Raw genomic sequence first — 22,917 nt, forward strand, 5'->3', positions numbered from 1 at the left:
CCCCCCCCCCCCCCCCCCCCCCCCCCCCCCCCCCCCCCCCCCCCCCCCCCCCCCCCCCCCCCCGCTCCCACAGGGGAATTGCGGTGTTTTCCATGACCCGACCGAACATTGAAAAATACCTCTGTGCCCCCCTTCCCAAGCCCAAGGCAAAGCCTAGAATAGCGGCCTTGTCTGCCCACCGTGTCCCCCATCCCTCTTTGACTATCGCCCATGTCCGAAGCCAGTCCGTGTCTGAATTGCGGTGCCTGCTGTTCTCATTTTCGCGTGTCTTTTTTCTGGGGTGAATGCATCTCGGCAGGGGGGACGGTGCCCGATGAACTGGTCGCGCCCATCAGTCCCAGCCGGGTGGCCATGCTCGGCACAGACTGCAAACCGACCCGCTGCGTCGGGCTGGTAGGTGAGGTGGGCAGCACCGTGCAGTGCTCGATTTACGATCAGCGCTCCAGCACCTGCCGGGAGTTCGACGCCTCGTGGGCCACTGGTGAGGTGAACGTGGATTGCGACGCGGCCCGGGCCGCGTTCGGGTTGCCAGCCCTGCAACCGGAGTTCGAAATGCCTTATGAACGGAGCGCTTGAGACTTAGCACCAATCGCTATCACGCTAATACCAAAATCATTGGCGTCACCGTGCCATCACCTCTTGCGCTCTGTGCAAGGCCTCTATACTGCAAGCATTCGCCAGCGCGCATGGTGCGGGCCAGGATGATTCAGAGATGGGGCATGCTAATGGAGTGGCTTGGTTTGCATTTCATGACCGGGCTGCCAGAGAGCGGGCAGGTCATACTCGATTGCACCCATAACCCTTTTCTGGTGTTGCTGGCCTATCTGGTGGCCTGTGCGGCCGGCTTCGCCACGCTGGACATGACCGAGCGGGTCGGCCATGTGGAAAAATCCGCCTCCCAACGACTCTGGCGCTGGGTCGGTGCCGGGTGCCTGGCGGGCGGTATCTGGGCCATGCACTTCATCAGCATGCTGGCGTTCCAGGCGCCGATCGAAATCCATTACCACCTGCCCACTACCCTGCTCTCGCTGTTATTCGCCCTGACCGCCTCGTGGTTGGCCATGCACACCCTCAGCCATCCTCAGCTGAATTTCTGGCAATACCTGCGAGCCGCGGTGTGGATCGGCCTGGGCATCGCAACCATGCATTACGTGGGCATGGCCACCCTGCGGTCGAATGCGATGGCCTACTACCAACCCGTCCTGTTCGGGCTTTCCATTGTGATCGCCATCGGTGCCAGCCTGGCCGCCCTGCTGATTTCCAGTCACCTGCGCGATGGTGTCGGCGTGTTTCATCAATTGCTCAAATACACCGCCAGCCTGGTGCTCGGAGCCGGCATCGTGAGCATGCATTTCACCGGTATGGCGGCGTTCAGCCTGGTGCTGCCCGTTGGCAGCCTTGAGCCCCTGCCCAGCGACAACAATCACCTGCAACTGGGGCTGACGGTAGCGGTAATGACGCTGCTGATCATCGGCAGCGGCATCAGCGCTGCATGGGTGGACAAGAAGCTGCAACACAAAGAGCATGACCTGCAACGGGTCAACGCCCTGCTCAGCCAACTGGATCAGGCACGCATGTCGCTGCAACAGGTGGCGCATTACGACCCCTTGACCAGCCTGATCAACCGACGAGGCTTCAACCAGATCTTCGCCGAGAAACTCATCGAGAAAACCAATGAAGGCGGCATGCTGGCGGTGATGTTCCTCGACATCGACCATTTCAAGCGGATCAATGACAGCCTCGGCCATGACGCCGGTGACGAATTGCTCAAAGTCCTGGCCAGCCACATCAAGGCCTCGGTGCGCAGTCATGAAGACGTGGTGGCGCGCTTCGGAGGCGACGAGTTCTGCATCCTCATCACCCTGTATGACCGTGAAGAAGCGCGGCAAATGGCCCAGCGCATCATGCTGAAAATGAAGGAACCCATCGAGTTGTCCGGACGGCGCATGGTCATGACCACCAGCATCGGCATCAGCCTGTTTCCGGAAGACGGCAAGACCTGTGACGAACTGCTGAAAAACGCTGACCTGGCGCTGTACCAGTCCAAGGATTGCGGTCGTAACGCCCTGCATTTTTTCAGTTCAAACCTGAAAACCCGAGCCACCCTGGAGTTGCAACTCGAAGAGGAACTGCGCCACGCCCTGCGCGAAAACACCGGGTTGATGCTGTATTACCAACCGATTTATGACCTGAGAATCGGCCAGGTCACCAAACTTGAAGCGCTGATTCGCTGGCAACATCCGGTTCACGGATTGCTCACGCCGGATCGGTTCATCGCCATTGCCGAAGCCAACGGCCTGATCGCCGAGCTGGACAACTGGGTGCTGCGCAAGGCCTGCGAGGACTTGGGCGAGCTGTCCCGGCACGATTGCGAAGAACTCAAAATCGCGGTGAATTGCTCGCCCCTGAACCTGACGCGAGAAGAACTGGCCAATGAAATCGAACACGCCCTGCACGCCTTCGGGGTGGCACCACACCGGCTGGAACTGGAAGTCACCGAGAATGCGTTGATGGGCAATATCAGCAACACCCTGGTGTTGCTGCGGCAGATTCGTGCCCTCGGGGTCTCGTTGTCGATCGATGACTTCGGCACCGGCTATTCATCCCTGGCCTACCTCAGGCGCCTGCCGTTAAACACGTTGAAGATCGACCGCTCGTTCATTCAGGACATCCCCAAGGCCACCCAGGACATGGAAATCGTCCAGGCCATTATCGTCATGGCCCATACCCTGCATTTGCAGGTCGTCACCGAAGGCGTCGAAACCTTCGAGCAATACGACTTTCTCGAACGCCACGGCTGCGATTTCGTTCAGGGCTACCTGCTCAGCCGCCCGGTGCCGCTGGCCGAGTTGCGTCCAGTACTGGCGGACATCAATCAGCACAAGCACATGCACACCGTCAATCCTTTGAGTCTGGCTCGCGGTATAACTGCACTAGCGTCGACGGATCCTTTTCCAGGAAGCCCTGGCCCCCATGGAGGCGCATCAGTTGTGCGGCCAATCCGCTGATCGGTGTGGCCGAACCCTGTTCGCGGGAAAATTTCACGGCGGTGTCCAGATCCTTGAGCAGCGTGCGTACGTGCCACTTCACCGGTTCGAAACGGCTGTCGGCCATTTGCGGCGCAAGAATCTGCAGCGGTTTTGAATCGGCGAAGCCACCGGCGAGCGCCTCGCCGATCAAGCGGGCGTCGACTCCGGAACGCTCGGCCAAGGCCACCACTTCGGCAATCACCAAGGCATTGCACGCCACGATCATCTGATTGCAGGCCTTGGTCACCTGCCCCGCACCGACGGCGCCCATATGGGTCACGCGCTGGCCAAGGGTCAACAACACCGGTCGCACGCGCTCAAGGTCTGCCGCCTCGCCGCCGACCATGATCGCCAGGCTGCCGGCCTCGGCGCCGACCACTCCGCCGGAGACCGGCGCATCGAGCCAACTCATACCGGTTTTACTGGCCAAGGCATTCGCCATTTCCCGCGTCGCGGTGGGCTCCAGGCTGGAAAAATCCACCAGTAGCTGGCCGCTTTTCGCCCCCTCGGCAACGCCTGCCGCGCCAAACACCACCTCACGTACAACAGCTGTGTCGGCCAAGCACAACATCACCAGGTCCGCGTGTCGGCACAGTTCGGCCGGTGTCGCCACTTGCCGCGCGCCGGCCTCGACCAGCGCTGCGCACTTGTCAGGGTTACGGTTCCACACCGTCAGCGGAAAACCCGCCGCCAACAGGCGTCGGCACATTGGCAAGCCCATCAAACCGATTCCGGCAAACCCCAGCGCTGGCAACGTTGCCATCATTTAGCCTCCCTTTGATTAAAGATCATCGAATATTGGCCGATTCATCATGATTAAGGAAAGGATTCCCCCGAGCGATGCACAGGCCAAGACCCTGACGCTTGGGTCATATTCGCGCTGCAAAAAGACGCGAGACCTCATTCCGTGATGACTCGATGACACTTGTCGCCGAGCCGACCAGTCCAGGTATATGGCGCACAATGACTTCTAAAAACAATCCGGCCACCGCGGTATCCGACCTGACCCTGAGCCCCGCGGCGAACAGCCCCTCATCGTCGAAGCCATTGACCCCGTCGCGTCCGCTGGCGACTCAGCAATACCTGTACTTCACCGAAACCAATACCGACCGCATCCTCGACAACCTCGACGGCCTGCGCGACATGGTGTTCCCGCGCCCGCCCCATCTGGAAGGCGACAACGAACAGCACAGCGATCAGGAATTCCCTTCGGTGTGCCTGATCGGCCTGGGCCGTTGTGGTTCGAACATCGCGCTAGACGTCGCGGAACTGGTGTACAACGCCCGCAAGTTCTACCTCAACGAATTCAACAACGAAGACCGTCTGTCGCCGGACAAACGCTACGCCGAAAAGGGCTACAGCCCGGCGCAGTGGATCCGCAACAACCTGCGCCTGGGGACGAACAAGGCCAGCAAACCGGTGTTTCTGGTCGAGCCGCTGGTGATGCTCGGCGACCTGGACAAAGACATCGCCGGTCGCATCCGTTTCTCGCGCAAGGGCGAAAAAAGCGGCTTTTTGCGCGACTACAGCAAAATGAAAATCATGGACTTGTCGGAAGTCCACGCCGGTGGCGCCGGTAACGCGCCGATCCTCGGCCAATACCTGGCCAAGATCATCCTGAACAAGGACACCCAGCGCTTCTCCAGCCCTGACTGGAAGATGATTCACTCGTACCTGATCGACAGCTGCGGCATCAAGGCCAACCAGTCGCGCCTGTATTTCTCGATCTTCAGTGCCGGCGGCGGTACCGGTTCGGGCATGGCCTCGGAGTTCGGCCTGGCCCAGCAACACTCGTACATGAACAAGACGTTCGACACCAAGCCGATGGACGAGCACGACAGCAAGAGCGGTCATTCCTTCGTCTTCGAACCGATCTTCACCAGCGGCATTTGCGTACTGCCGAACATTTCCGATCACCGCAGCGAAATGTCCGAGGCACTGCACATCAACGCCGGTCGTCTGCTGTGCAAATACCTGTCTGAAGAGTGGGACTTCTCCTACAACTTCGCCAACGAAGACAGCAGCGAAGCCAGCGTCATGGGCCGTATCCGCCCATGGAACGCGATGATGCTGATCTCCAACGACATCATGCGTTACGCCGAAGAAAGCGATGACGGCAACATCCAGAACATTGATGTCAATGCCATGGAAAAGCACGCCAACCAGTACATCTCACAGCAGATCTTCAACATTCTGACAGCGCAGGCGGTAACCACCGATTACGACCAGAACTATTTCCGTCGTGCCGGCATCGACATCGGCGAAACCATTCGCCTGGACGCCAACGACCTGTTCATGAGCCTGGCCGGCCCCGTGGCGATTGCCTACGCCGAGTCCGTCGTACCGGAAACCCCGCCGCCGAGCAGCGACAAGTTCAAGGTGTTCGAAAAAGAGCCGCAGCGCCTGAACATCGACGACCTGTTCTTCCGTTCCATCGACCTGCCGCACTTCAACAAGGTCACGCAGGCAATCGAAGGCATCAGCCTGTTGCCGATCGAGTCCAAGCGCTATCGCGCCTCGCTTGAGCAGTACAAGAACTCGGGCTATGACGCGGCCGCGTTGCACGACCTGCACTTCTTCAAGAACTGCTCGTCGGTGGTGTCGATTGTGTCCTTGCCCAAGGACTACAAGCTGTCCTACATGGACCTGAACAGGCTGAAGACCCACCTCAACAGCCTGTTCCCCAACACCACGCTCAAGCGTTATGCGCTGGTCATCGGCGCCTCGGCCAACTTGTCGCTGACCACCCTCATCGCCAAGAGCCCGTGCCTGTCGGACGACTTTTTGACCCTGATCGTGGCCTTCATCAAGCGCTGCTTCGCGAAAAACCCCTACCGCTTCGACGAGACGCTGGACAACTCGATCCTGGACTTCATCATCAATGAAGACTTCGACGAAAACCGGATCGATGAACTGCTCAACGAATTCGAAAACCCGGCGAAAATCCTCGATACCAACTGGTACGCGATCAAACCGATGTACGAGAAAAAGTACCGCGAGCTGATCAACGACAAGGACAAGTTTGTCTCGATCAATGACATTCGTTTGTCCCGGGATTGCGTGAAGAAGGCGATCAAGTATCTGCGCGAGATTTACCGTCACCGGATTGGCAAGACCAAGGTTATTTCTTTGAATAACCATACCGGCAAGACTGCTTAACTCACCTACTGTCGATCGTTCCCACGCTCTGCGTGGGAATGCCTCAATGGACGCTCTGCGTCCGCTTTGGGACGCAGAGCGTCCCGGGCTGCTTTCCCACGCGGAGCGTGGGAACGATCACAATTAAGCAGCCAATCGGCTGCTCAATAAACTGTTCCCGTTACGTTTACGTCACCCTCGCCAAGACCCTTCTGTGGCCTTTCTCTACGGCAACATGCCATCACGCTACTCGGCTACACACTTTTGAACGGCAAAGCTGCGCACCAATTAAGTGCAAGCGTTCAGCTCGTCGCCCTTTCCTGGATCAGAATCCACGGTGAAACCACCACGGCCCACAGCTCGGGATCGCGCTCGAAAAGATCCAGCGCCCGCGTTTCAGACAGCTTGGCGACCTTGTCGGCGGCCAGCCAGGCAGCGACTTTCTCGCCTTCATCGGTTGCCACCGCTTCTGCCGCAGCGATCAAATCCAGGCCTGGATCGACCCACAATAGGGCACCCCTGGCAAAGAACGGCTCCAACTCTTTCCAGGTAATAGATGCGGTCTCACCAAGCAGCTTGGCATAGAGGGTGCTAGGTTCTTGAGTCATGGGTTTCTGTCCGCAATGAAAAACGACGTGAATGATAACGTCGGTACTGCGCCAGAAAAACCCGGATGCAATTGCGTTACCGATCGAGAAATGCAGGAAAGCCAGGGAATGCTGCTGAATCCAAGTATTAGCCAGCTAACATCCCGCCGTGATTCTGTCTTTTTCTTTCAATAAAGCGACACCCTCAGGTTTTGCCCCCCGGAGCTGCCTTCCCAGGCTAACAATCGGCGCTCTACACTGTACCGGTACAGTTGCCGGGGGCATTTTCCGGAGGATATCAACGATATCTGACCCGGTTCTGCTGCTACGGCGCCAGGACTATAAAAACTACAACAGTAAGAGTGGAGCACTATGACTAAGGCTACTAAGCAGATTTCAAAACTGTTTGCCGCTATGGTTCTGGCCGGGGTTGCCAGCCATTCGTTCGCCGCTGACACCATCAAGATCGGCATCGCCGGCCCTAAAACCGGCCCTGTAGCCCAATACGGCGACATGCAGTTCAGTGGCTCGAAAATGGCCATCGAACAAATCAACGCCAAGGGCGGCGTCGACGGCAAGAAGCTCGAAGCCGTTGAATACGATGACGCCTGCGATCCAAAACAAGCGGTTGCTGTTGCGAACAAAGTCGTCAACGACGGCGTCAAGTTCGTGGTGGGTCACCTGTGCTCCAGCTCCACTCAACCGGCGTCCGACATCTACGAAGACGAAGGCGTGATCATGATCACTCCGGCTGCCACCAGCCCGGACATCACCACTCGCGGCTACAAGATGATCTTCCGCACCATCGGTCTGGACAGCGCCCAGGGCCCTGCCGCCGGTAACTACATTGCCGATCACGTCAAACCGAAAATCGTTGCTGTGCTGCACGACAAACAGCAATACGGTGAAGGCATCGCCAGCGCCGTTAAAACCACCCTCGAGAAGAAAGGCGTCAAGGTTGCCGTGTTCGAAGGCATCAACGCTGGCGACAAAGACTTCTCTTCGATGGTCTCCAAGCTCAAGCAAGCCAACGTCGACTTCGTCTACTACGGCGGCTACCACCCGGAGCTGGGTCTGCTCCTGCGTCAATCCCAGGAAAAAGGCCTGAAAGCCAAGTTCATGGGGCCGGAAGGCGTGGGTAACGACTCCATTTCGCAGATCGCCAAGGAAGCTTCCGAAGGCCTGCTGGTGACCCTGCCGAAATCCTTCGACCAGGATCCGGCCAACATCGCCCTGGCTGACGCGTTCAAAGCCAAGAAAGAAGACCCGAGCGGTCCGTTCGTGTTCCCGTCTTACTCTGCCGTGCAAGTCATCGTCGAAGGCATCAAGGCCGCGAAGAGCGAAGACACCACCAAAGTGGCTGAAGCTATCCACAAAGGCACGTTCAAAACCCCGACCGGCGACCTGTCTTTCGACGAAAAGGGCGACCTGAAGGACTTCAAATTCGTGGTTTACCAGTGGCATTTCGGCAAACCTAAAACTGAAGTTTCGCCTCAGTAAGGCCTTGGCCTGACTGACTGCCAATAAAGCCCACGGCGTGCCGTGGGCTTTGTTTTACGAACGTATTGGGCCGCGCTGGCGTGATCCGCCAGTCTCCCCACCTGAAAATCTCAAAACCGTCATCAGCGGTTCGCTGGCAAACCTCGAATTCGAAGTGGATGCAGATCCACGGGGCTCGAGCGGGAAAATGACTCCACCAGTGAAATGCGTATCAGGTTTTTAGGAGCGCTGTAATGCCTGACATCTATCACTTCTTCCAACAGCTGGTTAATGGTCTGACCATTGGCAGCACGTATGCCCTGATCGCCATCGGCTATACGATGGTTTACGGCATCATTGGAATGATCAACTTCGCCCACGGCGAGGTGTACATGATCGGCTCTTACGTGGCGTTCATCGCCATCGCCGGGCTGGCCATGCTGGGACTCGACAGTGTCCCTCTCTTGATGACCGCGGCTTTCCTCGCGACCATCGTCGTTACCAGTGCCTACGGTTACAGCATCGAACGGATCGCCTACCGCCCCCTGCGCGGCAGCAACCGTCTGATCCCGCTGATCTCTGCCATCGGCATGTCGATCTTCCTGCAGAACACGGTTCTGCTGGCGCAAGACTCCAAGGACAAATCCATCTCCAACCTGATCCCTGGCAACTTCGCCATCGGGCCAGGTGGCGCACATGAAGTGCTGATTTCCTACATGCAAATCGTGGTGTTCGTGGTGACCCTGGTCGCCATGCTCGGCCTGACGCTGTTCATCTCCCGTTCTCGCCTGGGTCGCGCCTGCCGCGCCTGTGCCGAAGACATCAAGATGGCCAACCTCTTGGGTATCAACACCAACAACATCATCGCCCTGACCTTCGTCATCGGTGCGGCACTGGCGGCCATCGCGGCTGTGTTGCTGAGCATGCAATATGGCGTGATCAATCCGAACGCCGGTTTCCTGGTCGGCCTCAAAGCCTTCACCGCAGCAGTATTGGGCGGTATCGGCAGCATCCCCGGCGCGATGCTCGGCGGGCTGGTGCTTGGGGTGGCGGAAGCCTTTGGTGCCGATATCTTCGGCGACCAGTACAAGGACGTCGTGGCGTTCGGCTTATTGGTTCTGGTGTTGTTGTTCCGGCCAACCGGCCTGTTGGGCCGTCCGGAGGTTGAGAAAGTATGACTAGGAATCTTAAACAGGCGTTGTTCAGCGCCTTGCTGGTGTGGGCGGTTGCCTACCCGGTACTCGGTCTGAAACTGACCATTGTCGGCATCAACCTCGAAGTCCATGGCACCAGCACTGCAACGCTGATCACCATCGCCGTGTGCTCGGTGCTGATGTTCCTGCGGGTGCTGTTCGACCAGCAGATCAGTTCGGCCTGGAAAGCTTCGCCCAACCTGCCGGTGATGCCGGCCAAGGCCACTAACTTCCTGACCCTGCCGACGACTCAACGCTGGATCATCATCGCGTTGATCATCGGCGCGCTGGTCTGGCCGTTCTTCGGCTCCCGCGGGGCGGTGGACATCGCCACCCTGGTGCTGATCTACGTGATGCTCGGCCTGGGCTTGAACATCGTGGTCGGCCTGGCTGGCCTGCTCGACCTCGGTTACGTCGGCTTCTATGCCGTGGGCGCCTACAGCTACGCGCTGCTGTCGCACTACTACGGCCTGAGCTTCTGGATCTGCCTGCCGATCGCCGGGATGATGGCGGCCACGTTTGGCTTCCTGCTCGGCTTCCCGGTACTGCGTTTGCGCGGCGACTACCTGGCAATCGTGACCCTGGGTTTCGGTGAAATCATCCGTCTGTTCCTGCGTAACCTGACCGACCTCACCGGCGGCCCGAACGGCATCAGCAACATTCCCAAGCCCACGCTTTTCGGGCTGAGCTTTGATAGAACTGCCGCAGAAGGTCTGCAGACCTTCCACGAGTACTTCGGCCTGGAATACAACTCGATCAACAAGGTGATCTTCCTTTACCTGATCGCGGTGTTGTTGTCGTTGTTCGCGCTGTTCGTCATCAACCGCTTGCTGCGCATGCCCCTGGGCCGTGCCTGGGAAGCGCTGCGTGAAGACGAAATTGCCTGCCGTGCACTGGGTCTCAATCCTACGGTCATCAAGCTGTCGGCCTTCACCCTCGGTGCCTGCTTCGCCGGTTTCGCCGGTAGCTTCTTCGCCGCGCGCCAAGGCCTGGTGACACCGGAGTCCTTCACCTTCATCGAATCGGCGACCATCCTCGCCATCGTGGTGCTGGGCGGCATGGGCTCGCAACTGGGCGTCGTACTCGCCGCCACGGTGATGATCCTGTTGCCGGAAATGATGCGTGAGTTCAGTGAATACCGCATGTTGATGTTCGGCGCCTTGATGGTGCTGATGATGATCTGGCGTCCACAAGGTCTGCTGCCGATGCAACGCCCCCACATGGAGCTGCGCAAATGAGCCGTGAGATCCTGAAAGTCACTGACCTGAGCATGCGCTTCGGCGGCCTGTTGGCGGTCAACAGCGTGGCCCTGACCGTCAAAGAGAAACAAGTGGTATCGATGATCGGCCCCAACGGCGCCGGCAAGACCACCGTGTTCAACTGCCTGACCGGTTTCTACCAGCCCACCGCCGGCAGCATCGTGCTGGACGGCGAACAGATCCAAGGGTTGCCGGGCCACAAGATCGCCCTCAAAGGCGTGGTGCGCACCTTCCAGAACGTGCGGCTGTTCAAGGACATGACAGCGGTCGAGAACCTCTTGATCGCACAACATCGTCACCTGAACACCAATTTCCTGGCCGGTCTGTTCAAGACCCCCGCGTTCCGCAGAAGCGAACGCGAGGCCATGGAATACGCCGAGTACTGGCTGGAAAAGGTCAACCTCAAGGAGTTCGCCAACCGTCCGGCCGGCACCCTGGCCTACGGTCAGCAACGTCGCCTGGAAATCGCTCGCTGCATGATGACCCGCCCGCGGATCCTCATGCTCGACGAACCGGCTGCCGGTCTCAACCCGCGGGAAACCGAAGACCTCAAGGCACTGATCGGCATCCTGCGTGAAGAGCATGATGTGACCGTGCTGCTGATCGAACACGACATGAAACTGGTCATGAGCATTTCCGACCACATCTTCGTGATCAACCAGGGCACGCCTCTGGCCGACGGTACGCCGGAACAGATCCGCGACAATCCTGAAGTGATCAAAGCCTACCTGGGGGAAGCGTAAATGCTGCAGTTCGAAAACGTTTCCACCTTCTACGGCAAGATCCAGGCGCTGCACAGCGTCAACGTCGAAGTCCGCCAGGGCGAGATCGTGACGCTGATCGGCGCCAACGGTGCCGGCAAGTCGACCCTGCTGATGACCCTCTGCGGTTCGCCGCAAGCCCACAGCGGCAGCATCCGCTACATGGGTGAAGAGCTCGTCGGCCAGGACTCGTCGCACATCATGCGTAAAAGCATCGCCGTGGTCCCGGAAGGTCGTCGGGTGTTTGCCCGTCTGACCGTGGAAGAGAACCTCGCCATGGGCGGATTCTTCACCGACAAGGGCGACTATCAGGAACAGATGGACAAGGTTCTCGGACTTTTCCCACGCCTGAAAGAACGTTTCGCCCAACGTGGCGGCACCATGTCTGGCGGCGAACAGCAAATGCTCGCCATCGGCCGTGCGCTGATGAGCAAGCCCAAGCTGTTGCTGCTCGACGAGCCATCGCTGGGCCTGGCACCGATCATCATCCAGCAGATCTTCGACATCATCGAACAACTGCGCAAGGACGGTGTGACGGTGTTCCTGGTGGAGCAAAACGCCAACCAGGCGTTGAAAATCGCTGACCGAGCCTACGTGCTGGAAAACGGCCGGGTGGTGATGACAGGGACTGGCGAAGCGCTGTTGACCGACCCGAAAGTGCGCGAAGCGTACCTCGGTGGTTAAGCGATTGCGGTAAACAAAAAAACGGCCTTCGCAGGCCGTTTTTTTATGCCTGCCACAAACCCCACAACAATGAAGATCCCCCGTAGGAGCTGTGTACTCACAACACGAACCAACTTGATCCATAGAGACATTTTTCATATATTTGTATCTATAGACCAAACCAAAGTGATCGCCATGACAGCAACCTCCCAGGCACAAGCCTTCAGCAAAGACCAGTGCGTGACTGGTTTGCGAGCGGCTGTAGGCATACTCGAAAAGTGGCAAGCGTCGAGCGATCAGGCCTGTCGCATCCTGCGCATTTCCCGCAGTACGTACTCCCGGGCAAAGCAGCGCGATCCCGATTGGTCCGTCAGCCTGGATTCAGACCAGATGCAGCGCATCAGTTTTATTCTCAACATCCATGCCACCCTGCGCCTTGTCTTCGACAACCCTGAAAACGTCTATGGTTTTGCGGCGATGGCGAACGAGAACGAGTTCTTCAACGGGCGTAGCCCGCTCGAAATCATGTCCCAAGGGGATATGATTTCCCTGTACGAGACGTTTCGGCGGATCGACATGCTGCGAGGCGCACAATGGTAACGCTGAGCCAGCTGGCTGTATTGGCCGGTGAGCAGTTGCAGGCCTACCGGTTGATCAATTCAAAATTTCCGCCCATTGCACTGTTTGACGACGTGGCAAACGCGGACGAATTTGATGTGCTGTATCAGATCCAGGCCCTCACCAATCCGAGGCTGCAAAATGAAGTCGGCCGGCTTGAGCTGATACCGCGTGCGCAGATTCCCTTCGGCATCCCTGGGTGCTCTTACGCAATCGCTCCTTTCACCCACATCAACCCAGCGGGTTCGCGTTTCAGCGATGGCAGTTTCGGAGTGTTGTACCTGGCTGCCTCGATGGAAACCGCACTGGCTGAGGTGCAGCATCATCAGAATCAGTATTGGTCGAAAGTCCAGGGGCTCAATTACGAGAGGTTTGTTTTCCGGGGGTTATCCTGCACTTTCGTTGACGAAGCCATGAGGGATGCCGTATCCATTCCAATGGACGATCCTGTCTACGATCCCGTCGATTACACGCACTCCCATCGCTTGGGAAAGGCCATCAAGAATGCTGGGGTCCCTGGTCTGCGGTACAACTCCGTGCGCATGCAGGGGAGCTACTGCTGGGCACTGATGACCCCCAGCCCCCTCTCATCAATCACTCAAACAGCCCACTACGAGATGATCTGGAACGGTCAGATCACCAGCGTCAGTAAAATCAGCATTGCCTGACGACCTTATCGGCAAAAAATTTTTGGGTGGCCTGTAACGCATCGCGCTGTCGTTTCTCTAGAGCAGTAAGCAAGCACAAACGCTTGCCAACCCAAGCTCAACTTCGGAGAAACATCATGACTGCTACCACCCGCACCCTGTCCGCCACCGCCCTGGTTCTGGCCCTCGGTTCTGCCTTGAGCATCGCCGCTGTCTCCACCGCCCATGCCGCTGACGACAACATGGAAAAATGCTTCGGCGTGGCCATGAAAGGCAAGAATGATTGCGCCGCAGGCGCTGGTACTACTTGCGCCGGTACGGCAAAAACCGACCATCAGGCCAATGCCTGGAAACTCGTCCCTAAGGGCACCTGCGTCACCACGATGAGCAAAACCTCGCCAACCGGTTTCGGCCAGTTGGAAGCGTACAAAGCCAAGTCGTAATCCGCACCCAGCCTGAGCATCGACCATGAACCATTCATCTTCAGGGCTCCCGCCCCGCTCCGGGCTGGGGCTCAAGGCCGAGCACTTTCGTGAAGTGCTCGGTGCACAACCGGACATCGGTTTCTTCGAAGTCCACGCCGAAAACTACATGGTGGCCGGCGGCCCGTTTCATCATTTTCTGGGGTTGATTGGCGAGAAGTATCCGCTATCGCTACACGGCGTTGGCTTGTCTATTGGTGCCGAAGGTCCGCTGGATCTTCAGCACCTGCAAAGGCTTGCCGCGCTGATCGAACGCTATCAACCCCAGTCCTTTTCCGAACACCTGGCCTGGTCCAGTCATGGCCCGGTGTTTCTCAATGACCTGCTGCCCCTGGCCTACGATGCACCGACGCTGAACCGCGTCTGTGAGCATATCGATCAGGTGCAGAGCATCCTCAAACGTCCGATGCTGCTGGAGAACCCGGCGACGTATCTGGCGTTCCAGCGCTCGACAATCGATGAGGCCGACTTCATCAGTGAGGTCATTCGCCGCACCGGCTGCGGGCTGCTGCTGGACGTCAACAACGTCTACGTCTCCTGCATCAATCACCAAAGGGATCCGCTGGCCTACATCGACGCGCTGCCGCTGCACGCAGTGGGAGAGATTCATCTGGCCGGGTTTGCCGAAGATACGGACAGCCTCGGCGACCGTCTGCTGATCGACGATCACGGTGCGCCCATCGATAACGCGGTGTGGGCGCTGTACTCGCGGGTGCTGGAGCGGGTCGGCCCGATCGCCACGTTGATCGAGCGCGACAACCAATTACCGGCCTTCAGCGTGCTGCACGCCGAAGCCCGTCAGGCCGATGAGTTGCTGCGTTGCGCGGGGAACCGATCATGAACACTCAAGCCGCGTTTGCCGCCGCCCTGCTCGATCCGCAACAGCCCTGCCCCGACGGCTTGTTCTGTGCCAATGGCGCCGATCCCGCCAACCGTTTCGCGGTGTATCGCAACAATATGCAGAGCTCGCTGATCAACGCCTTGGCCGACAGTTACCCAGTGGTTGCGCAATTGGTGGGCGATGAGTTCTTTCGGGCGATGGCGGGGCTGTATGTGCAGCATTGCCCGCCTCGAGGCCCACTCATCAACGATTACGGCAAGGACTTCGCCGAGTTCATCGACAGCTTTGAACCGGCAGCCAGCGTGCCTTATCTGGCCGATACGGCGCGGCTGGAGCGGTTGCGCGTTCAGGCCTATCACGCCGCCGACGCTCAGCCCTTGCGCCATGAACAGATTGCCGCCGCGCTGTCGGACCCGCAGGCACTGAGCGAGCTGACGGTCGGGTTTCATCCCTCCCTGAATCTGCTGACTTCAGCTTTTGCCGTGGTTGCGATCTGGGCGGCGCATCAACAGGACGCGACGATGGCCGGGATCGACCTCGGCCACGGACAAAACGCGCTGGTGTTGCGCAATGGTCTGGAAGTTGAGGTTTTCGCCATCGACCACGGCGCCAGCATCTTCATTCAGAACCTGCGAAACGGCCAGCCTCTGGCCCAAGCGCTGGAAACAGCGCCCGACTTCGACCTCAGCCAAACCCTGGCGCTGCTGATCAGCCACAACGTCATCACCCATTTACACCAGAAGGTATCGCCATGAACCTCCATCACAACCCCATCGCCCGCGCCATCAAGTGGCTGGAAAAAATCCCCCACAGCCTGATCGCCTTTATCGCGCGTTTTTCGATTGCCGCGGTGTTCTGGAAGTCCGGACAAACCAAGGTGGAAGGCCTGGCCATCGACTTGATCGACGGCACGTTTCAACTCGGCGTACCAAGGCTGGCGGACTCGACCATCCCGTTGTTCCAGAGCGAATATCACCTGCCATTGCTCTCCCCGGAACTGGCGGCGCACCTGGCGGCTTTCGCCGAGCATTTCTTTCCGATGCTGATCCTGATCGGCTTCGCCACCCGTTTTTCGGCGTTGGCGCTGTTGGGTATGACGCTGACCATTCAGCTGTTCGTGTACCCCGATGCCTATCCGACCCACGGCACCTGGGCTGCGGTGTTGCTGTACTTGATGGCGACCGGGCCGGGCAAGTTGTCGATTGATCATCTGATTGCCAAGCGGTATGCCAGACCTCAAATCTCCAGACGATGAAGATCCCCCCCTTGTGGGAGCGGGCTTGCTCGCGAAGGCGGTTTCACATTCAACAGAGATGTTGACTGATACACCGCTTTCGCGAGCAAGCCCGCTCCCACAGGGGATTGCGTGATGAATCAGATTTCAGTGCCCTATCGCGACCTTAAAGCCTGTCCAACGCCTCGCCACTGCGCTTGAACCAACCGATCAGATAATCCGCCAGCACTTGGGTGCGCTTCGGCAAACCGCCTTGATACGGGTGCACCAGGTACATCGGCATGCTGCGAGTCTGATAATCGCGCAGGAGCCAGCGCAAACGCCCGTCAGCCAATTCCTCTTGCAGCAAGTACGACGGCAAACGCGCAATGCCCGCATCCGACAGCGCGGCCTTCTTCAAGAGGTTGTAGTGGTTGCTGGCGAACGGCCCCGACACTCGCACCCGCAGTAACTCGTGCTGTTGGTGATAGAGCCATTCTTCGCGACCGCTGTAATGGCTGTTGAGCAGGCAGCGGTGTTCGGCCAATGCTTGAGGCGTCAGTGGTTCACCGAATCGCTCAAGGTACGCAGGGCTCGCGCAAGTCATCTCGTGCCAGGCCAGCAGCGGGCGGGCGACCAGGCGTTCGTCGTTGGCCACTTCCGAGCGGATCGCCAGGTCGAAACCGTCCCGGGACAGGTCACGGTAGTTATTGTTGAGCTCCAGTTCGATCTGCACTTCGGGGTACTGCCGGGAAAACTCCAGCAGCGCACCGTCAAAGAAGGTTTCCCCCAATGAAACCGGAACCGTCATCCGCACCGGGCCGGCCATGTCGTCTTTCAATCGCGCCAAGGCCTGACGCGCTCGCTCGACTTGAATCACCAGTGCCTGGGCTTGCGGCAATAGCGCCGCGCCTGCCGCCGTCAGGCTCAAGCGGCGTGTGGTGCGTTGCAGCAACACTACGGAGAACCGCGTTTCCAGCAGGCTGATGCGCTTGGAGAGTTGCCCCTTGCTGCAACCCAATTGCTGGGCGGCCAGGGTGAAACTGCCCGCCTCGATCAACACCGCGAACGCCGCCAGATCATCCATTTCGCTCATGGATTGTTTCCATTTGAAAACCAAAGGTTGCCTATTAGCCCGCTTATCTATGGAAAAAACCACTCTAAACTTAAATTTAAATCCAACCCATTCAGGTACATCGCGATGAAAATTCTTTTGATTGGCGCCTCTGGCACCGTCGGTTCGGCCATTGACCATGAACTGTCCCAGCGCCACGAAATCATCCGTATCGGCCGCAAGAGCGGTGAGTTTCAGGTCGACATCAGTGACAGCGCCTCGATCCGCAAATTGTTCCAACAGACTGGCAACTTCGATGCGCTGATCTGCGCCGCCGGCAGCGTCAACTTCGTGCCGCTGGCGACCATGACCGAACAAGACTTCGAGCTCGGTTTGCGGGACAAGCTGATGGGTCAGGTGAACCTGCTGCTGATCGGCCGGGAATTCGCCAATGACGGTGCCTCATTCACCTTCACCACCGGCATCCTCAGCCACGATCCGATTCGTACGGGTAGCTCGGCCTCGCTGGTCAACGGCGCCCTGGACAGCTTCGTCCGTGCCGCGGCAATCGAACTGCCGCGCGGTTTGCGCATCAACTCGGTCAGCCCGAACGTGCTGGTCGAAGCCATGGGTAGCTACGCCCCGTACTTCCGTGGTTTCAAACCGGTTCCCGCCGCCGAAGTGGCGCTGGCCTACGCTAAAAGCGTGGAAGGCTTACAGACCGGCCAGACCTACCGCGTCGGCTAAACCGAACATGCCCCGTAGGAAAGCGAGGACATCGCAGGGTTGTGATGAACGGTCAGGCTGAGTAACGTGGCGACACTTGTCAGGAGACTCAAAGATGCGTGTTGCCCGTTCCTTGGTACTTGTTGCCGTGCTTCCGTTGTTCGCCGCCTGCCAGTTGCTTGATGGCCCACGGGAAAGCGCGTCCCATGTGGGTCAGACCCGCCTGCAGGGCCAATTGACGGCCGCTGACGGAAAGTTACTGTTCCAGCCATGCAATGAGCAGCGCAGTTTGGTGGTCAACGACACCGGCGGCACCAGCGTCCTGCAAGAAGCCGCAAGCCTGGCCGATGATCAGGGCAAGTTGTTTGCTGACGTGCGCGGCCGGATCACCGCCAGCGGCCAGTTGGATCTGGAGCAGTTGTACCGCGTCGAACGCTCGGGCACGGCGTGCGACGATCCCAATTTCAAACAGCTGATCCTGCGCGCCGCCGGCCATGACCCGGAATGGAACGTCAGAGTCAGCGGCAAAGGCATGGTCATCGACCGCGCCGGTCAACCGCCCCTGGCCCTACCGTACGTTGAAGAGCAACTGGGCGATGGCCGCTTCAACCTCAGCACCGAAGCCAATAACCAGCGCATTGAGCTCTGGGTCGCGCCGCAACGTTGCGTCGACAGCAGCACCGGTAGTGTGCAGCACATGAGCGCCGAGCTGCGCATCGACGGCCAGGTGCAACGCGGCTGTGGGTATTTTGGCGGATCGCGCGACGACTGATCGTTTTTGCCTCACGGGAATCATCCTTTGAGGCTTATAATCGCGGGCTTCAAACGCCTTGGCGCAGTTGTGCGCCCCGCGAACCGGATCCCGTCATGTTACGAATCACCGAACTCAAGCTGCCGATCGACCATCCCGAAGAAGACCTGCGCCCTGCCATCGTGCAGCGCCTGGGCATCGCCAGTGATGACCTGCTCGATTTCACCTTGTTCAAGCGCAGCTACGATGCGCGCAAAAAATCCTCCGAACTGTGCTTCATCTACACCATTGACCTCAACGTTCGCGATGAGGCGGCGGTGCTGCACAGATTCGCCGATGACCGTAACGTCAACGTGGCGCCGGATGTCAGCTACAAAGTGGTCGGCCAGGCGCCGGCCGACCTGAGCCAGCGCCCGATCGTGGTCGGGTTCGGCCCCTGCGGGATCTTCGCCGGGCTGCTGCTGGCGCAGATGGGCTTCAAGCCGATCATTCTCGAACGTGGCACCGAAGTGCGTCAGCGCACCAAGGACACCTGGGGCCTGTGGCGCAAAAGCGTGCTCAACCCCGAATCCAACGTGCAGTTCGGTGAAGGCGGCGCGGGTACGTTCTCTGACGGCAAGCTCTACAGCCAGATCAAGGACCCGAAATTCATCGGTCGCAAAGTCTTGCACGAGTTCGTCAAGGCCGGCGCGCCGGAAGAAATCCTCTACGTCAGCAAACCGCACATCGGTACGTTCCGTCTGACCGGTGTAGTGGAAAACATGCGTGAGCAGATTCGCGCCATGGGCGGCGAAGTGCGCTTCCAGCAGCGCGTCACCGATGTGTTGATCGAAGATGGCCAACTGGTCGGCGTCGAGCTCAATGGCGGCGAGCAGATCCATTCCAAACACGTGATTCTGGCCCTCGGCCACAGCGCCCGGGACACCTTCCGCATGCTCCACGGTCGTGGCGTGTACATGGAGGCCAAGCCGTTTTCGGTAGGTTTCCGCATCGAGCACCCGCAATCGCTGATCGACCGCGCACGCCTGGGCAAATACGCCGGGCACCCGAAACTCGGCGCTGCGGACTACAAACTGGTGCACCACGCCAGCAACGGCCGTTCCGTCTACAGCTTCTGCATGTGCCCGGGCGGCACCGTAGTGGCGGCGACCTCCGAGCCGAACCGCGTGGTCACCAACGGCATGAGCCAGTACTCGCGTAACGAGCGCAACGCCAACTCCGGGATCGTCGTAGGGATCACCCCGGAAGTCGATTATCCAGGTGGCCCGCTGGCCGGCATCGAGTTGCAGGAACGCCTGGAATCCCACGCCTTTGTGTTGGGCGGCAGCAACTACGAAGCGCCGGCGCAATTGGTCGGCGACTTCATTGCAGGCAAGCCGTCCACTGAGTTGGGCAGTGTCGAGCCGTCCTACAAGCCGGGCGTTGCCTTGGGTGATTTGGCCCTGGCTTTGCCGGCGTTCGCCATCGAAGCCATTCGCGAAGCCTTGCCGGCGTTCGAGAAGCAGATTCGTGGCTACTCGCTGCACGACGCCGTGTTGACCGGGATCGAGACGCGCACGTCATCGCCACTGCGCATTACCCGTAACGAGTCGATGCAAAGCCTGAACGTGAAGGGTTTGTTCCCGGCGGGTGAAGGCGCGGGTTATGCGGGCGGGATTCTGTCGGCGGGTGTCGACGGGATTCGGATTGCCGAAGCGGTGGCCCGAGACATCCTTGGCCTCGAGGCCTGACACGCAAATCCCCGAAACAACACATAACCTGTGGGAGCCGGGCTTGCCCGCGATAGCGGTGGATCAGTCAACGCATCCGTTGAATTTGAATCCGCCATCGCGGGCAAGCCCGGCTCCCACAAGGGTCTTCAGTGTCTGAAAGATTTAGATATTGGCGCGCAACACGCTGGCCGGCAACGGCTCGCCGCGCTCGACACTCGCCGCCACGGCATCCATCAAACCACTCAACTCATACCCCTGGGCCTTGAGCCAGGCCTGATCGTAATAGGTGGTGGCATAGCGCTCGCCGCCATCGCACAGAATCGCCACGATCGACCCCGACTCCCCCGCCGCCTTCATCTGTTGCGCCGCCATCAGCGCGCCAATCAGGTTGGTGCCGCTTGATCCACCTACATGCCGACCCAAACGCTGCGCCAGATAGTGCATGGCCGCCAGCGACAACGCGTCCGGCACCTTGACCATCGCATCGATCACCTTGGGCAGGAACGACGCTTCCACTCGCGGCCGACCAATGCCTTCAATCCGTGACCCGCAATCCAGGCGCAGGCTGGCGTCGCCAGTCTGGTAATAATCGAAGAACACCGAACGCTCGGCATCGGCGCACAGCACGCGGGTGCAGTGCTGGCGATAGCGCACGTAACGGCCGAGCGTCGCGGTGGTGCCGCCGGTGCCGGGGCTGGAAATCAGCCAGCTCGGTTCCGGGTGCTGCTCGAAACGCATCTGCTGGAAGATCGATTCGGCGATATTGTTGTTCGCCCGCCAGTCGGTGGCGCGTTCGGCGTAGGTGAACTGGTCGATGAAGTGCCCGTCATGTTCGCGAGCCAGGCGTTCGGACTCGGCGTAGATCTGCGTCGGATCGTCCACCAGGTGGCTCTTGCCACCGTAGAAAGCGATCTGCGCGATCTTTTCCTTGGACGTGCTTGCGGGCATCACTGCAATGAACGGCAACCCCAGCATCCGGGCGAAGTACGCCTCGGAAATCGCCGTCGAACCGCTGGAGGCTTCGATCACCGGCGCACCTGGTTTGAGCCAGCCGTTACACAGGGCGTAGAGAAACAACGAGCGCGCCAGCCGATGTTTCAGGCTCCCGGTGGGATGGCTCGACTCATCCTTGAAGTACAACTCGATGCCCGGCAACCCCGGCAGCGGCAAGGGAATCAGGTGGGTATCGGCGCTGCGCTGGAAGTCAGCTTCGATGATCCGGATGGCTTCGCGGGCCCACTGTCGGTTGTCGCTCATGATGGTTTTCTCGTTGAATCAGGCAAAGAGTTGGCCTTGTCGCAAGGCTCAGCCCACAAGCTTAGGAAAGAACCTACATCATGCACAGATACAGCTGAGGTCCAATACGTCCGGCAACTGCTAGGCTCAGGCCTTTGCTGACTGACCACGTTGTAACGGCATATAACAAAAAAGAATATAACTTTTGTTTTAACAACTAACGGTACGGGTTAGGGTGTGCCACCTTTTGAATTCATCGATGGAGAGCGACCTTGCCTCTGCGTAGCACGTTCACGCGTTTCTTTCAGTTGGAAGCTGCCAGCGGTCTGTTATTGATCGCCGCGGCCGCTCTCGCCCTGATCATCAACAATTCATCACTGTCGTGGCTCTATAGCGGGCTGCTGGACACCCCCGTGGTGGCTCAGATCGGCGCGCTGAAAATCGCCAAGCCGCTGCTGTTGTGGATCAACGACGGCCTGATGGCCCTTTTCTTCCTGCTGATCGGCCTGGAAGTGAAACGCGAAGTCCTCGACGGCCAACTGTCGAAACCGTCGCAAATCGTCCTGCCCGGCGCGGCGGCGATTGGCGGCATGGTGGTGCCGGCGCTGATCTACTGGTTCCTTAACCGCGACAACCCGTCCGCCCTGAGTGGCTGGGCCATTCCGACCGCCACCGACATCGCCTTCGCCCTCGGCGTACTGGCCCTGTTGGGCAAACGCGTGCCGGTGTCGCTGAAACTGTTCCTCATGACCCTGGCGATCATCGACGATCTGGGCGCGATCATCATCATTGCGATCTTCTATTCCGGCGCACTGTCGACCTTGTCCCTGGCATTGGCCGCAGCCTGCATCGCGGCGTTGATCGGGATGAACCGACTCGGCGTGGTCAAGCTCGGGCCGTACATGATCATCGGGCTGATCCTCTGGGTCTGCGTACTCAAGAGCGGTGTGCACGCCACACTGGCCGGTGTGACCCTGGCCTTCTGCATTCCACTGCGTACGAAAAACGCCGAGCCTTCGCCGCTGCTGACCCTGGAACATGCCCTGCATCCGTGGGTGGCCTACGGCATCCTGCCGCTGTTTGCCTTCGCCAACGCCGGCCTGTCACTGAGCGGCGTGACCACCGAAAGCTTCACCCACGACGTGCCGATGGGCATCGCCGTCGGCCTGCTGCTGGGCAAGACCGTCGGCGTGTTCGGCCTGACCTGGCTGGCGGTAAAAATCGGCATCGCCGCCCTGCCCCAAGGCGCCAACTGGGGCCAGGTGCTGGGTGTGGCGATCCTCTGCGGCATCGGTTTCACCATGAGCCTGTTCGTCGGTTCCCTGGCCTTCGTGCCCGGCACCAGTGAATACGCCGGGATGGATCGGATGGGGATTCTGACCGGCTCGATACTTGCGGCATTGCTCGGTTATGCGGTGACGGCAGCAGCGAGTCGCAAGAGCACTGCGCTGCAGTCCTGAACGATAGAGAACACTCTTAGCGACATTCAGGATTCGTCCTACAGCCACGATTAGCCACGTTCGTTAAC

General features: G+C 59.2%; 22 protein-coding genes. 18 read left to right on the forward strand and 4 right to left on the reverse strand.

What is annotated here, in order from left to right; all coding sequences use genetic code 11:
- Positions 1 to 210: 210 nt before the first annotated feature.
- Positions 211 to 576 (forward strand): YkgJ family cysteine cluster protein, encoded by a 366-nt coding sequence (locus AC1RQB_RS21925; RefSeq protein WP_032830590.1) that lies wholly within the window; start codon positions 211 to 213, stop codon positions 574 to 576.
- Positions 577 to 725: 149 nt separating this feature from the next.
- Positions 726 to 3,008 (forward strand): putative bifunctional diguanylate cyclase/phosphodiesterase, encoded by a 2,283-nt coding sequence (locus tag AC1RQB_RS21930; protein WP_063342704.1) that lies wholly within the window; start codon positions 726 to 728, stop codon positions 3,006 to 3,008.
- Here the strand turns inward: AC1RQB_RS21930 and AC1RQB_RS21935 are convergent.
- On the reverse strand, positions 2,899 to 3,795 hold the full coding sequence (locus AC1RQB_RS21935; RefSeq protein WP_081235281.1) for an NAD(P)-dependent oxidoreductase: 897 nt from the start codon (positions 3,793 to 3,795) through the stop codon (positions 2,899 to 2,901). The two genes, AC1RQB_RS21930 and AC1RQB_RS21935, sit on opposite strands and share 110 nt — an antisense overlap.
- Before the next feature lie 197 nt (positions 3,796 to 3,992).
- Between AC1RQB_RS21935 and AC1RQB_RS21940 the strand changes: the two genes are divergently transcribed.
- Positions 3,993 to 6,188, forward strand: coding sequence for a hypothetical protein (locus AC1RQB_RS21940; protein WP_063342702.1), 2,196 nt, complete (start codon positions 3,993 to 3,995; stop codon positions 6,186 to 6,188).
- A 281-nt stretch (positions 6,189 to 6,469) separates the two neighbouring features.
- Here the strand turns inward: AC1RQB_RS21940 and AC1RQB_RS21945 are convergent, their stop codons facing one another.
- Positions 6,470 to 6,775: a DUF2288 domain-containing protein gene (locus tag AC1RQB_RS21945; RefSeq protein ID WP_007906642.1), complete on the reverse strand. Its 306-nt coding sequence runs from the start codon at positions 6,773 to 6,775 to the stop codon at positions 6,470 to 6,472.
- 351 nt (positions 6,776 to 7,126) lie between these two features.
- On the opposite strand from AC1RQB_RS21945, the gene AC1RQB_RS21950 reads away from it, so the two are divergent.
- From AC1RQB_RS21950 to AC1RQB_RS22000, 11 genes are all read left to right on the forward strand, one after another.
- A complete protein-coding gene (locus tag AC1RQB_RS21950; RefSeq protein WP_063342701.1) occupies positions 7,127 to 8,254 on the forward strand; it encodes a branched-chain amino acid ABC transporter substrate-binding protein in 1,128 nt (375 codons plus the stop codon).
- Positions 8,255 to 8,487: 233 nt separating this feature from the next.
- Positions 8,488 to 9,411 (forward strand): high-affinity branched-chain amino acid ABC transporter permease LivH, encoded by a 924-nt coding sequence (gene livH / locus AC1RQB_RS21955; RefSeq protein WP_008074580.1) that lies wholly within the window; start codon positions 8,488 to 8,490, stop codon positions 9,409 to 9,411.
- Complete coding sequence (locus tag AC1RQB_RS21960; RefSeq protein WP_008074581.1) at positions 9,408 to 10,664, forward strand: high-affinity branched-chain amino acid ABC transporter permease LivM; 1,257 nt, start codon at positions 9,408 to 9,410, stop codon at positions 10,662 to 10,664. Before livH ends, AC1RQB_RS21960 begins: the two co-directional genes overlap by 4 nt.
- Entirely contained in the window at positions 10,661 to 11,428 is a 768-nt protein-coding gene (gene livG / locus AC1RQB_RS21965) for a high-affinity branched-chain amino acid ABC transporter ATP-binding protein LivG (protein WP_007906647.1), read from the forward strand. Before AC1RQB_RS21960 ends, livG begins: the two co-directional genes overlap by 4 nt.
- A complete protein-coding gene (locus AC1RQB_RS21970; RefSeq protein ID WP_007906649.1) occupies positions 11,429 to 12,130 on the forward strand; it encodes an ABC transporter ATP-binding protein in 702 nt (233 codons plus the stop codon).
- A gap of 174 nt (positions 12,131 to 12,304) precedes the next feature.
- Complete coding sequence (locus AC1RQB_RS21975) at positions 12,305 to 12,709, forward strand: antitoxin Xre-like helix-turn-helix domain-containing protein (RefSeq protein ID WP_063342700.1); 405 nt, start codon at positions 12,305 to 12,307, stop codon at positions 12,707 to 12,709.
- A complete protein-coding gene (locus tag AC1RQB_RS21980; protein ID WP_063342699.1) occupies positions 12,703 to 13,395 on the forward strand; it encodes an RES family NAD+ phosphorylase in 693 nt (230 codons plus the stop codon). Before AC1RQB_RS21975 ends, AC1RQB_RS21980 begins: the two co-directional genes overlap by 7 nt.
- Positions 13,396 to 13,511: 116 nt before the next feature.
- On the forward strand, positions 13,512 to 13,817 hold the full coding sequence (locus AC1RQB_RS21985; protein WP_007906660.1) for a BufA1 family periplasmic bufferin-type metallophore: 306 nt from the start codon (positions 13,512 to 13,514) through the stop codon (positions 13,815 to 13,817).
- Between the two features lie 25 nt (positions 13,818 to 13,842).
- Entirely contained in the window at positions 13,843 to 14,697 is an 855-nt protein-coding gene (bufB, locus tag AC1RQB_RS21990) for an MNIO family bufferin maturase (protein WP_063342698.1), read from the forward strand.
- Entirely contained in the window at positions 14,694 to 15,452 is a 759-nt protein-coding gene (locus tag AC1RQB_RS21995; protein ID WP_063342697.1) for an HvfC/BufC N-terminal domain-containing protein, read from the forward strand. Before bufB ends, AC1RQB_RS21995 begins: the two co-directional genes overlap by 4 nt.
- Positions 15,449 to 15,952, forward strand: a complete 504-nt coding sequence (locus tag AC1RQB_RS22000; RefSeq protein ID WP_063342696.1) for a DoxX family protein — start codon at positions 15,449 to 15,451, stop codon at positions 15,950 to 15,952. The genes AC1RQB_RS21995 and AC1RQB_RS22000 overlap by 4 nt, the downstream gene beginning before the upstream one ends.
- A gap of 145 nt (positions 15,953 to 16,097) precedes the next feature.
- On the opposite strand, the gene AC1RQB_RS22005 is transcribed toward AC1RQB_RS22000, so the two are convergent.
- Positions 16,098 to 17,006 (reverse strand): LysR family transcriptional regulator, encoded by a 909-nt coding sequence (locus tag AC1RQB_RS22005; RefSeq protein ID WP_063342695.1) that lies wholly within the window; start codon positions 17,004 to 17,006, stop codon positions 16,098 to 16,100.
- 105 nt (positions 17,007 to 17,111) lie between these two features.
- On the opposite strand from AC1RQB_RS22005, the gene AC1RQB_RS22010 reads away from it, so the two are divergent.
- The 3 genes from AC1RQB_RS22010 to AC1RQB_RS22020 all read left to right on the forward strand — a co-directional run bounded on the left by AC1RQB_RS22010 (position 17,112) and on the right by AC1RQB_RS22020 (position 20,171).
- Positions 17,112 to 17,711, forward strand: a complete 600-nt coding sequence (locus tag AC1RQB_RS22010) for a short chain dehydrogenase (protein ID WP_007906681.1) — start codon at positions 17,112 to 17,114, stop codon at positions 17,709 to 17,711.
- A 94-nt stretch (positions 17,712 to 17,805) separates the two neighbouring features.
- The gene (locus tag AC1RQB_RS22015; protein WP_063342694.1) at positions 17,806 to 18,462 is read left to right on the forward strand and encodes a COG3650 family protein; all 657 of its coding nucleotides are present in this window, start codon (positions 17,806 to 17,808) and stop codon (positions 18,460 to 18,462) included.
- 95 nt (positions 18,463 to 18,557) lie between these two features.
- A complete protein-coding gene (locus AC1RQB_RS22020; protein ID WP_008074604.1) occupies positions 18,558 to 20,171 on the forward strand; it encodes an NAD(P)/FAD-dependent oxidoreductase in 1,614 nt (537 codons plus the stop codon).
- A 144-nt stretch (positions 20,172 to 20,315) separates the two neighbouring features.
- Here the strand turns inward: AC1RQB_RS22020 and AC1RQB_RS22025 are convergent, their stop codons facing one another.
- Positions 20,316 to 21,413: a PLP-dependent cysteine synthase family protein gene (locus tag AC1RQB_RS22025; protein ID WP_198537238.1), complete on the reverse strand. Its 1,098-nt coding sequence runs from the start codon at positions 21,411 to 21,413 to the stop codon at positions 20,316 to 20,318.
- Between the two features lie 248 nt (positions 21,414 to 21,661).
- On the opposite strand from AC1RQB_RS22025, the gene nhaA reads away from it, so the two are divergent.
- Positions 21,662 to 22,849 (forward strand): Na+/H+ antiporter NhaA, encoded by a 1,188-nt coding sequence (gene nhaA / locus AC1RQB_RS22030; RefSeq protein ID WP_063342692.1) that lies wholly within the window; start codon positions 21,662 to 21,664, stop codon positions 22,847 to 22,849.
- Positions 22,850 to 22,917 lie beyond the last annotated feature (68 nt).

Source organism: Pseudomonas sp. GW822-FHT02E03 (genome assembly GCF_058802325.1).

Excerpts from the sequence above, each read along its gene's own strand:
- AC1RQB_RS21925 (WP_032830590.1), top strand. The coding sequence starts at position 211 with ATGTCCGAAGCCAGTCCGTGTCTGAATTGCGGTGCCTGCTGTTCTCAT.
- AC1RQB_RS21930 (WP_063342704.1), top strand. The coding sequence starts at position 726 with ATGGAGTGGCTTGGTTTGCATTTCATGACCGGGCTGCCAGAGAGCGGG.
- AC1RQB_RS21935 (WP_081235281.1), bottom strand. The coding sequence starts at position 3,795 with ATGATGGCAACGTTGCCAGCGCTGGGGTTTGCCGGAATCGGTTTGATG.
- AC1RQB_RS21940 (WP_063342702.1), top strand. The coding sequence starts at position 3,993 with ATGACTTCTAAAAACAATCCGGCCACCGCGGTATCCGACCTGACCCTG.
- AC1RQB_RS21945 (WP_007906642.1), bottom strand. The coding sequence starts at position 6,775 with ATGACTCAAGAACCTAGCACCCTCTATGCCAAGCTGCTTGGTGAGACC.
- AC1RQB_RS21950 (WP_063342701.1), top strand. The coding sequence starts at position 7,127 with ATGACTAAGGCTACTAAGCAGATTTCAAAACTGTTTGCCGCTATGGTT.
- livH (WP_008074580.1), top strand. The coding sequence starts at position 8,488 with ATGCCTGACATCTATCACTTCTTCCAACAGCTGGTTAATGGTCTGACC.
- AC1RQB_RS21960 (WP_008074581.1), top strand. The coding sequence starts at position 9,408 with ATGACTAGGAATCTTAAACAGGCGTTGTTCAGCGCCTTGCTGGTGTGG.
- livG (WP_007906647.1), top strand. The coding sequence starts at position 10,661 with ATGAGCCGTGAGATCCTGAAAGTCACTGACCTGAGCATGCGCTTCGGC.
- AC1RQB_RS21970 (WP_007906649.1), top strand. The coding sequence starts at position 11,429 with ATGCTGCAGTTCGAAAACGTTTCCACCTTCTACGGCAAGATCCAGGCG.
- AC1RQB_RS21975 (WP_063342700.1), top strand. The coding sequence starts at position 12,305 with ATGACAGCAACCTCCCAGGCACAAGCCTTCAGCAAAGACCAGTGCGTG.
- AC1RQB_RS21980 (WP_063342699.1), top strand. The coding sequence starts at position 12,703 with ATGGTAACGCTGAGCCAGCTGGCTGTATTGGCCGGTGAGCAGTTGCAG.
- AC1RQB_RS21985 (WP_007906660.1), top strand. The coding sequence starts at position 13,512 with ATGACTGCTACCACCCGCACCCTGTCCGCCACCGCCCTGGTTCTGGCC.
- bufB (WP_063342698.1), top strand. The coding sequence starts at position 13,843 with ATGAACCATTCATCTTCAGGGCTCCCGCCCCGCTCCGGGCTGGGGCTC.
- AC1RQB_RS21995 (WP_063342697.1), top strand. The coding sequence starts at position 14,694 with ATGAACACTCAAGCCGCGTTTGCCGCCGCCCTGCTCGATCCGCAACAG.
- AC1RQB_RS22000 (WP_063342696.1), top strand. The coding sequence starts at position 15,449 with ATGAACCTCCATCACAACCCCATCGCCCGCGCCATCAAGTGGCTGGAA.
- AC1RQB_RS22005 (WP_063342695.1), bottom strand. The coding sequence starts at position 17,006 with ATGAGCGAAATGGATGATCTGGCGGCGTTCGCGGTGTTGATCGAGGCG.
- AC1RQB_RS22010 (WP_007906681.1), top strand. The coding sequence starts at position 17,112 with ATGAAAATTCTTTTGATTGGCGCCTCTGGCACCGTCGGTTCGGCCATT.
- AC1RQB_RS22015 (WP_063342694.1), top strand. The coding sequence starts at position 17,806 with ATGCGTGTTGCCCGTTCCTTGGTACTTGTTGCCGTGCTTCCGTTGTTC.
- AC1RQB_RS22020 (WP_008074604.1), top strand. The coding sequence starts at position 18,558 with ATGTTACGAATCACCGAACTCAAGCTGCCGATCGACCATCCCGAAGAA.